The 10,955-nt window shown below is 43.0% G+C and carries 5 protein-coding genes; 1 reads left to right on the forward strand and 4 read right to left on the reverse strand.

From position 1 onward, the window contains the following. The 4 genes from NWP21_RS17455 to NWP21_RS17470 form a co-directional block, all read right to left on the reverse strand. The coding region (locus NWP21_RS17455) for a Calx-beta domain-containing protein (RefSeq protein WP_280793644.1) at positions 1–5,549 on the reverse strand (5,549 nt) is incomplete at its 3' end. Positions 5,550–6,145: 596 nt separating this feature from the next. Beyond that, positions 6,146–8,245: a peptidylprolyl isomerase gene (locus NWP21_RS17460; protein WP_280793645.1), complete on the reverse strand. Its 2,100-nt coding sequence runs from the start codon at positions 8,243–8,245 to the stop codon at positions 6,146–6,148. Positions 8,246–8,447: 202 nt separating this feature from the next. Next, on the reverse strand, positions 8,448–9,287 hold the full coding sequence (locus tag NWP21_RS17465; protein ID WP_280793646.1) for a M56 family metallopeptidase: 840 nt from the start codon (positions 9,285–9,287) through the stop codon (positions 8,448–8,450). 2 nt (positions 9,288–9,289) lie between these two features. After that, on the reverse strand, positions 9,290–9,709 hold the full coding sequence (locus NWP21_RS17470) for a BlaI/MecI/CopY family transcriptional regulator (protein ID WP_271734328.1): 420 nt from the start codon (positions 9,707–9,709) through the stop codon (positions 9,290–9,292). Positions 9,710–9,968: 259 nt separating this feature from the next. Between NWP21_RS17470 and NWP21_RS17475 the strand changes: the two genes are divergently transcribed. Beyond that, entirely contained in the window at positions 9,969–10,703 is a 735-nt protein-coding gene (locus NWP21_RS17475) for a 2-phosphosulfolactate phosphatase family protein (protein ID WP_280793647.1), read from the forward strand. Positions 10,704–10,955 lie beyond the last annotated feature (252 nt).

The following is a 10,955-nucleotide window of genomic DNA, read 5'->3' on the forward strand; positions in this document are numbered from 1 at the left end:
TGAGTTTGATCATCGGAAATGGTGAATTGCCCATTCAAATCTTGTTGAGGGTCGTAGGGAGAAAAAAGGTAGTTGTTGGCTTGATTGTTGATGTTAACCCTGACGCTGTTGGTGTTCTCATAGATTTTCAGATTCCGGAACTGACTATTAGCATCAGGATTTAGTACATCGTGGTCATTGGCAAAGGTGAGATAGTTAAAGTTACCCGTAAAGTAATTTCCTACGCTAACTTGGTAACTCTTCCAACCGTCACTTGTGCTGTAGTTGTTATAGTTTTGTAATCCCCAATTTTGAGTACCACTGAGTTTGAATGTTGTTTGTGGACTAATTACATTATCTGTGTCAAAGCCAATGGCATGAATTTCTCCAGCGCTAGTGCTTCGGAATTCAAATTCTAGGATGGTGTCTTTGGTAATGGTGTAATTGTTTATGTCTAGTTTTTTCCAGGTGTTACCGAATAGGTCTAATTGAGTTTGATCATCGGAAATGGTGAATTCCCCATTCAAATCTTGTTGAGGGTCGTAGGCGGAAACGAAATAATCACCTACACTACCTTTGATGTCTAAAATAACGCTGGTGTGTACATCATCATTTTGGATGGTTCCTGTAGCGGTGGTCGTGGTAATAATTGCGCTGTTGCTAGGGTTGGATAGCTTAACGATAAAGGTTTCATCTGCTTCTACAGTAGTGTCACCAGTGACGTAAACGGTAATTAGTCGAGATGTGTCTTCTGGGTTAAAGGTGACTCTACCTGTTGGTAATGTTCCCCCAAAGTCATCTGCGTTGGCGGGGTTAGTTCCTGTACCTGTCACAGCCCAGCTGACAGCATTTGTATTTGTGGTGTTACCAAAACGAGTGATGGTGAAGGTGAGGGCTTTGGTGTCTGTGTTCCCTTCGGTTTGGCTGGCGTTGGTTGCGGCTATGGCTAGGCTGACGTCATCATCTAAATCATTAGTAATATCGATATTAAAGGATTTAACATGGCTCCCCCCTCGTTGATCATCAGATTTGATTTCAATGGTATAACTGGAGCGAGTTTCAAAATCAAAGCTTTGATTGGCGAGTAGCTGATTGCCATTGATAGTAAATGCACTATTTGGATTCTGTAATAAAGTATAAGTATGGATATCATTAGTATCCACATCTACACTGCTGATGGTAGCGATCGCTGTCCCTACTGGTTGATTTTCCTGTATGGAAGTGTGACTGAGCAGGATATCGGTGGGCTTTTGATTGGTGCTGGTTTGATTGAGTTGTAGGTTACGGATCTGGGTATCACCTTTGTTGTTGGCATCGTCATCACCAACAAGCAGAAGATAGTTAATAATGCCACTGCCGTATTCGCTCAGATTAATATTAAAAGTTTGCCAGTTGCCAGCACCCGTGTAGTCAAAATCATTAATGCCGTATTGGACGTTGAAGCCATAGACATTGATCACGTTGGCGGGGTTAATCTTGGTAGTGGGTAAGTTTTCCTTCGCCCAAGCCACGCCTTGAATTTCCCCCATAGCACTGCTCTTAAAGTCAAAACTCAGTGTGGTATCTGTACTGATGATGTAACCATCTGTATAACCGTAGTCCTTCAGAGCGATCGCTTTCCAAGTGTTGCCATCCAGGTCAAAAGTATTACCTTCATAAAGAGTAAAGTTACCGTTGACATCTTGGTTACCAAAAGAAGCTATTTCATTACTGGTATAGTTGACCAAGTTGCCATTGATATTGATGTTGACATTATCTGTTGGGTTGCGTGGTTCGGCAAGGATGTTAACCGTTACCGTAGCTGGTTCACTAATTAAGTCAGTAACTGAACTACCATCTTTAATGGTGTAAGTAAAGGTATCAGTAATAGTGACATCCGGAGCAACATAGTAGAGTTGATCATCTGTAGGCTCATTAGGTGTACCACCATTGAAAATACTGATGATTCCCCCCTTAGAAGTAGTGATGCTAGGAGTGAGGTAGGGGTCATATTCTTGACCATCCACATAGAGGCGGTGCAGCCTAATGGGTTGTCGATAATTGTCCGGGTCGGAGTCATTGCCTAAAACATCAATGGTGATGATATCCAAGGCTGTAACGGATTTTTCATCATTTTGCGCTATTGGTTTTTGAATAGCAGGTTCATTGTCTACTATATTGACCACTGCATTAACCAAGCTTCCCAACACTGCTCCCCCGGTGGCATTGCTGAGAGTCAGGTTAAAACTTTCCGGCTCTTGACTAAAACCACCTTCAGGTATGGTGTCATCATTGATGGCGATTGCAACGGTTTTACTGGTTTCACCGTTGGCAAACTTCAAATCAAACACAGTGCTGTTGTAGTCTTCGGGAGACGTAGCCGTACCATTGCCAGTAAACAGTCGAACCCCCACATCACCAAGGGAACTACCTTGACGAACAACTGTAACACTTAAGGTTCCTGCCCCTTCATTGACAGTATATGCTGAATTGTCAAGGCTAAATATACCGTTGGGGAGGTCAACCACTGTGAGGTCAAAAGAATCACTGACGGTATTATCACCATCTGTGGCGGTGATAGTGATGGCTGTTGTACCAACATGATTATTACCGGGAATGCCGCTTAAAGTTTGGGTATTGGCGTCAAAGTTCAACCAACCCGGGCGGGAAATGGCGAAGTTAAGCACATCACCATTGGGATCACTAAAGTAGTCGCCCACCTTCAGGCTAAAGGTGTCGCCTTCGTTAATGATTTGGTCGGGTATGGGAGAATCCACCACAGGGGCAGTGTTGGCTACTGTGACTCTGAAGGTATCCTGTACCATTTTTCCGTGAGAGATAGCCAGTACAGTGATATCTGCGTTGCCTGATAGGGAGTCATGGTAATCCAGGGTGAGGGTATTACCCTGAATATTGGCATTCACCAGAGTGGCATTGGTGTTACCAAACAAAGCTTTAATGATTAAGTTGTCGTCATTATCGATATCGCTGAAGACGTTGGTTAAGTCGATGACCTGATTAGGGGCATTAATTGGCACGTAAACATCAGGTAGAGGATTACTGACAAAAGGTGCATCATCAATAACGTCACTGTTGGAGGATTTGACGTAAACAGCAAAAGATTCACTAACTGTTTTACCGTTAGATTCAGCATTTAACACAATTTCTGCCGTGCCGAATTGGTCAGCAGCATAATCTAATGTTAAGGTGCGATTACTTAACTCAACGCTGTCAAACAAAACAGGATTACTATTACTCAGCACGGAGATAGTAATTAAATTATCGTCATTGTCAACATCAGTGAAGACATTGCTCAGGTCAATGACACTATTATTGGCGTTGATGTTAACAATTTCTGCCGGGATGTGGTTAGCTACAATGGGGGGCTGGTCAAAGAGAGGAACACTGACATTGATAGTTACTGTAGCTAAGTCAAAATCACCATTACTGTCGTAGGTTTTGTAGGTAAAGCTATCTGCGCCGAAAAAGCCAGGGTTGGGAGTGTAGGTAAAGGAGCCATCTAGGTTGATATTGACGTTACCGAATTGGGCGTTAGTATGCCTTTGTGCGGTCAGAATATCGTTATTGGGGTGGCTGTCGTTGGCTAATAGTCCTTGGTTAGCACTGATAGCCAGGATTTCATTTTGATATCCGCCATAGGCATCATCCTTGGCATCAGGGAACGTGGTACTACTGACCACCAGAGTAAGGTTATTATTATTAAATACTGGATTGAATCGCAGTCCGCCACCAATGATTAAGCCGCTAAAGTCTAGTTCAGTATCCCCAGTATAATCTGCATAATTAATGATGGTGAAGCTGTCACCAAGGACGGGGATAAAATCATCAAGCAGGCTAATGTGAATCGTGCCATCAAACTTAGCAGTGCCACTGATATCAATAGCGTCAAATTCAGTACCTCTATCTTCTCCGCCAATTTGGATATGGATTTGAGCATCATCAGTTTCAGTGTAGTTGCCGAGAATGGTGATTTTACCGTATTCAGCACCCAAATTACCACTGACGAAGGGGTTGAGTAATCCCGCACTTAATATATTGCTGTTGATGGTGCCATAACCGCCAATTTGTCCAGCTTGGATATTTATTTCTGCAGTGGAGTTGAGGCGACCATTGTGAAGAACGATTTCCCCTGCGGTTTGGTCAAAGTCACTCCTAAAGTGGGCAATACCGCCTTTAATGTTGACAGAGCCTGTATTGAGGAAGTCGTTATAAATGTAGAGGTTTCCTTCTTCAGTGTCGATGATGCCATTGTTGTAAAGGTCAACGTAAATGTTGGAATTTAATGAGCCTGTTTTTCGTAAAGTACCACGGTTGTCAAACCTGCCTTCTGTTGCACCTCCATCTGTAGAGTTTTGCCTAATATTCCCGGCTTGGAAGTTGTAGGTGGCGTCGGCTTGGTTGATGATTTGGCTATGATTATTCAGGTACAGGTCGCCGTAGTATCTGTTGCCCCACCGGTCCACATAGGTGTCGTTGTGAGTGACTACTCCCTGATTTTGCAATGTGCCTGTGATGTATTTTGTGCCGGAGCCAATGGATAGGTTGCCATCAAAGCTGGTTTTATTATCTATGACCAGGGTGCCAGTACTCCAACTACCATCACCTAAGCTCAAAGTACTATTGGCGTTGACTAAAAATTCCCCCGCGCTGGCTGTTAACACATATTTTTCAATGGCTAAATTACCTTGGTAATTCAGTTTTCCTCCATTGAATGTAACTGTCAAGTCATCACTGATGCTGGTTTGGTTAACATCAAAGTTGAGTTGTCCTTGGTTGAGAGTTACACTGCCTCTACCAGTAATTTTACTTTCAGTAGTAAAGTCAAATGTTCCTCCAAGGGTTAATGCTGCATCTATGTCTACATAAATAGTGCCTTGGTTTGTTCCTCCCCCGGTGAGGGATGCACTGCCACTTTCTATTTTTATCTGGTGATGATTGCTGATGTTTCCTGTGACTGCTAGGCTGCCGGCATTAATTGTGACCGTGCCTGTGTTTTGGAAATCATTGGTTAAGCTGAGGGTTCCGGCTTCTAGGTTAATTGTGCCGGAGTTATCCAGTTTTACATGTATCCCTGCTTCCAGGGTGCTGGTTTTGGTTAATGTGCCTTGGTTGTCAAATTTGGCTGGGGCTCCTTGATAGTCGGCTGGGGTGTTTTGCCTAATATTCCCGGCTTGGAAGTTGTAGGTGGCGTCGGCTTGGTTGATGATTTGGCTATGATTATTCAGGTAGAGGTCGCCGTAGTATCTGTTGCCCCACCGGTCCACATAGGTGTCGTTGTGAGTGACTACTCCCTGATTTTGCAATGTGCCTGTGATGTATTTTGTGCCGGAGCCAATGGATAGGTTGCCATTGTTACTAAATCCATCGGTAACAATAATTGTCCCGGAATTCCATTGGAAGTTCTCGAACTGGGATAAGGTTTTAATTGTAGTATTTGTAGTTAGAGTTACAGTTATGTCACTGTCACTTTCATCAATCACTACATCATCCCCGGCAACTGGCAAAACATTCCCTAACCAGATACTGGCATCACTATAGTTGCCACTAGAAACGATCTTGCGGGTAGCCATCAATCATTCTCCTATCCTTATGTGTATATATATAGTTATCCTATTTGAGTTGACAAATTATCAGTGAGGAAAGGGAACACACCGGACACCGGAACACCGGAACAGAAATTGTTCATGAATCATTGAGAATTACTATATCAATACCATATAGGAAGCTCAAAGACAAATTTCGCAGGCTTAATAATTTCAATTAACTATGATTAATTTGATAATTATAAGCTATTCTTAACTATAGACTGGCAGGCAGTTTTTACGTTTAACATTTGACTGGCAAGAGGTGTGACCATCAACAGCCATTAACTAGGGAATAAATTAAGCGTCTAATAGCGAAAGTCCACTAAAAGTGGGCTGGTAAGTTACATATAATACTCTAGGCAATGATTGTTAAAAATATTTATAATGTTATATTTAACACCCAGTCGGATAAATCCGACTCTAGCCACTAGACAGGGGTTTTTAACACCTGACTGCTGTGGGTTTTGACTGCTGGTGTTGACTCTGCTGGTCAATATCCCCGACTTCTACCAAAATTTATCACTACCTGACAAGATCATAGTCAGAAGTCGGGGATATGAGTAACGGTCAACCGTCAACCCTCAAAAGATATCTATAATTACGGTGCTCAACTGAGTTAAATATGCTTGTATCTGGGTTAAATCCCTGGTTGCGTCAGGAGCGATCGCACCTTCAATTAATTTCTCACCGGGGAAAGCAGTCAGACCAAACAGATGGCGCACTGTCATAATCCCATCGGAAAGTGCATTGATTTGACCATCCCCATCAATATCTAAGTATTGGTTATCTACCCCTTGTTGTAAGTAGGCTTGAATTTCTGCTAGGTTGCGGGTAGCGTTAGGGGCGATCGCACCTTCAATTAATTTCTCACCGGGGAAAGCAGTAGGACCAAACAGATAACGCACTATCATAATCCCATCGGAAAGGGCATTGATTTGACCATTCCCATCAATATCTAGATTCCATGCTTGCTTACCTACAAAAATCGGGTCTGCTTCTAGGCTATAACCAGGGGCTAAATTATCGTAAGTCACATTAAGTTGAGTTCCGGCAAAGTTCCCACTGGTGGTAAAGTTAAAGTCTCCTAACTTTAACGGTAGGGTTTGGTTAGGCCAGTTACCTTCAGAGTCAGCATAACCAAATTGGATAAACTTGTCAGTATTCGGGTTATTGTCAAAGTCCCCACTATCAGCTAGGTTGTCTAAGTTGACAAATAGATCCTTATCAAAGAGGTTTTCTACATCTTGGAAGGTTAGTTCATTAGAGTTATAATGCAGCCGTAAACTAATACCAGTGACGGTATTATCACTTGTGGAGGTGTTGTAGAATAAGGGAATAGATACATTACCACCAGGGCTAACAGTTAAATTGTCTAATGATGTGATTTGTTGGCGATCGCCCTCCGCCGGTGGTGTATCATCATTGATAATAGTTCCCGTAGCTGTAGTAGTAGTAATAGTAGCGTTGCTAGGGTTAGAGAGGGTAACGGTAAAGGTTTCGTCTGCTTCTACTTCCGTATCACCTTGTACATTTACCGTAATTACTTGAGATGTAACTCCTGCTGCAAAGCTGGCTGTACCTGATGGGAATACTCCACCTGCAAAGTCTGCGGCGTTAGCAGGGTTTTCACCTGTACCTGTAACCGCCCAGTTAACTGTGCTGGTAACATTGGTGTCTCCTGTGCGGGTGACTGTGAAGGTAAAGGGGGTGAGTCCTTCGTTCCCTTCTGGTTGTAAGGCGTTGGTGGGGGCGATCGCTAGAGTTACGCTTTGAGAATTGGGTAACACTGTGACAGAAAATTCATATTCTACAAACTCACCAAACAAGTTAGTCCCACGAAGGGAAATATCTGCTTTCCCAGTTTGCTCTGGAAGATAATCGAGTAAAAGTTGCTGTCCGTTAATGTTAGCAGTGACTAAATCGGGTCGGGAGTTGCTAACTATGGTATACTCTATTTCTTCTTCTTGTAGAATTGTAATGTTACTATAACGGATAAAATTATCGTCCCTGTTAATCTCAGGTTGTGCTGGGTCATCTACAATGAGAGGAAGATCACTCCAGGCAGGGTGAATTCCACTAGCGTTATAAACTGGCACTGCTGCGATCGCATCAATTGTATTTAAGTCATTGCTAGAAGAGACTTGACCAAAGACTGTAAAACCACCATTTTGATTGTTAAGATTACTGGAATTATCCTCTAAGTTGAAAAACCATTGACTGGTGGCACTGTTGGGGTTATTACCTAGTTTAGCCATAGCGATGGTTCCCCGCACATTAGACCGCTGTGGACTAAACTCATTTTCCACCGGTGTATTGGTGGGAACTATTCCCAGATTTAAATTATCGACAGTAAACCCACCACCCTGGATGACGAAGTTAGGATTAGAACGATGAATGATAGTATTTTCATAACTGCCACTGTTGACATAGTTCTGGAAGTTTTGCACTGTTTTGGGTGCGCCTAGTCCTTCTTGGTCAAACAGGACTACTTTGATAACTCCATTACCTATGGATGGGTTAGATAACTGAAAATTAGCTACTAGACCAGTTGTATAAGGGTCATCAAAGTAATTACTTAAATCTAGAGTTGTATCTAAAGCATTGACTCCCACAAAAATATCATTGATGGGTGTGGTGAGAATGGGAAAAGAGAGGTTTGTTAAAGCTTGAGCAGTGGTCATAGAAGACTTGTTACGGATTGGGTATATAGTATAATAAGTTGCAAATTATGGGGTTACTAACTTCGGAGGTTAACCCAGATTTTTTTTAATATTTGTAGGTGGGGGTTGGTAAAGGCTGCTAATTAATCACTCATTATATCTGTTCAGCAGCCTGTACAACTTGAGTAGGTTTTAGCTTCGCTGTTGGAGTGTGTCGGCGATTTTAGGTATGAAATAGCACTGTTAATAATGGGATCAATGCTAAAATGAACCCATTCCAGGAGTGGTAATTGATTTCTGGTGTGGGTGTTGGTGGTGATAATAAAGCCTCTATTCTTTGTTCTAAGCGATTGCCTGTATTAGCTCCTAAAGCTGCACAGCAAATGGGTGATGATACACTAGTGCTAGTTACTACTATTAGTAATGACTCTGCCAAAAGCAAAGGGTCTACCTGGGAGGCTGCGTAACTATCAGCCCGTAATTCCCGTAGGGCTAAGAGTTCCTCCCATAACACATCTGTATGAGGTAACCAACTTGTACAAGCGCGTATGCAACCCAGCCAGAAAAACCAAAATGTGTCGCGGTAATGGTAATGTCCTTGTTCGTGTGCTAAAACACTATCTACATGGGCGGGGGTGAGGGTTTGCAGTAATCCTTGACTAACTACTAATTCTGGATGCCAAAAGCCAATTTGACCAGCAAAGGGCGCGTCTGTATTTAATAATCTAACTTGTTTACCCTGTAAATTAATTAAGGGAGATTTCCGGGCGGACTCCACAGATTGCCAACCTTGGAAACCTAGGGTAATGCATACAATGGCAAAAAAAGCCAGATAAATTAAGGCTAGTTCATAACTTAACCAGCCAGTATGTGCGCCCCCCATTTTGCCTTGGGGTCCCATGAATAAGACGGCGATCGCCGTCATAAAAATTAACAATGGGGGAAAAAGAAACAAAAACAGCGATCGCCGCCACCGGAGATCCCAGCTACCTTGGAGATGATTGCCAAAGACTCTTAAACTCCAAGCAACTGTGAAAGCAGTCAAAATCATCAACAGATGCATGATTATTGTTCCTCCCTGGCTTGGCGTGCGGCTTGAATGCGTTTAGCGATGGCTTGTAGTTGGTCGCTAGCGGCTTCATCCAGACTATCAGCAAAGGCGGCGATGACATCGGGATTACCGACAGCCAGAAATCGCTGTAACTGCTCGTGAGCCTTAATTACCTGTGCTTGCTGCTTGGTCAGCTGGGGTTGCCAATAAAACGCCCGCCCTTGTTTGTTGCATATGAGCCATCCCTTATCAGTTAGGCGACGTAAAACTGTAGTGACAGAAGTGTAAGCTAATTCACGGTTAGGATCCAAGAGAATGCGATCGTGTACATCCTTAACTGTAGCTGAACCCAGTTCCCAAATAATATTCAAAATTTCGGCTTCTAAGGGTCCTAAAGATAACTGTTTAGGGCGGTAATCGGGTAAAGGTGCCATATTGATTTACTCACGAATTTGAGAGGTGGGACTAGTGGATGACAAAGATTCCCTCTCTATGTTGCCAAGTCAGGAAGGGGGTTGATTATGTTTTTAGATTACCCTGATTTGTGTTTCTTGGCATCAAGTTGGCAATCACATATCACAAATATTCTGGCCTGACGATAAAAAATTCCCAGATTTTTACTGTGATGATGGTAAATGACACCCATTAGAATGTAATCTCGGCAATAGTATTGAGAGCAGGTTTATCCACCGCGTGAAGCTATTCATATACCACACTCCTGAATTGACTCCTACCGACAAAACTCCCGACTGCGCGATCGTCGTCGATGTTTTGCGAGCTACTAGTACAATAGCAACTGTTTTGGCTTCTGGAGGCGAAGCTGTGCAAGCCTTCAGTAATTTAGATCAACTAATTGCGGTCAGCGAAAACTGGCCCCCAGAAAAACGACTCCGAGCCGGAGAACGCGGCGGCGCGAAAGTAACTGGTTTTGAATTAGGTAACTCCCCTCTTGATTGCACACCGGAAGTAGTTAAAGGACGGCGTTTATTTATCAGTACCACTAATGGAACTCGGGCTTTACAACGTGTACAAGATTCTCCGATTGTACTTGCTGCCGCTTTGATTAATCGGGCGACTGTGGTAAAGTTCCTATTGGAAAAACAACCTGAGATTGTGTGGATTGTCGGCTCTGGTTGGGAAGGCAGTTTTTCTTTAGAAGATACAGTTTGTGCTGGGGCGATCGCTCACAGTCTTTTAGCACAGTCCCAAATTTCACCAGCCGAATTAGCTGGGAATGATGAAGTAATTAGTGCGATCGCTCTTTACGCACAATGGCAAAATGACTTATTGGGATTATTCCACCATGCTAGTCATGGTCAAAGGTTGTTACGTCTGGAGTCACATGAAGATTTAAGATATTGCGCTCAAGCGGATATTTTAGATGTTTTACCCATACAGCAAGAGCCGGGAGTTTTGAAAAGCCAATAGCAGATTATTGTTTCTGCTTGCAATGCCCCTTTCTAGATTATAATCTGGGAAGGGGTATATCTTTTTCTATAGGTTTACCCTGTCTTAATCTTGACTCATAGATGCATTATCACATCTGGGTCAGTATGTGAATTATAGCAACCGCCAAGGTGGTTAGGACACAAACAGAAGATAAAACCATTGAAATTCAAGCGTTTCAAGGCTTCCCCCTGCTCCGGTGCCCCCTGCTATAATTGGGGTAACCGTTCACTG

This window comes from Anabaenopsis sp. FSS-46 (genome assembly GCF_029891665.1).
Lineage (GTDB): Bacteria > Cyanobacteriota > Cyanobacteriia > Cyanobacteriales > Nostocaceae > Anabaenopsis > Anabaenopsis arnoldii.

What these genes read in the sequence shown, in the direction of transcription:
- NWP21_RS17460 (WP_280793645.1), bottom strand. Translation starts at nt 8,245, where the DNA reads ATGACCACTGCTCAAGCTTTAACAAACCTCTCTTTTCCCATTCTCACC.
- NWP21_RS17465 (WP_280793646.1), bottom strand. Translation starts at nt 9,287, where the DNA reads ATGCATCTGTTGATGATTTTGACTGCTTTCACAGTTGCTTGGAGTTTA.
- NWP21_RS17470 (WP_271734328.1), bottom strand. Translation starts at nt 9,709, where the DNA reads ATGGCACCTTTACCCGATTACCGCCCTAAACAGTTATCTTTAGGACCC.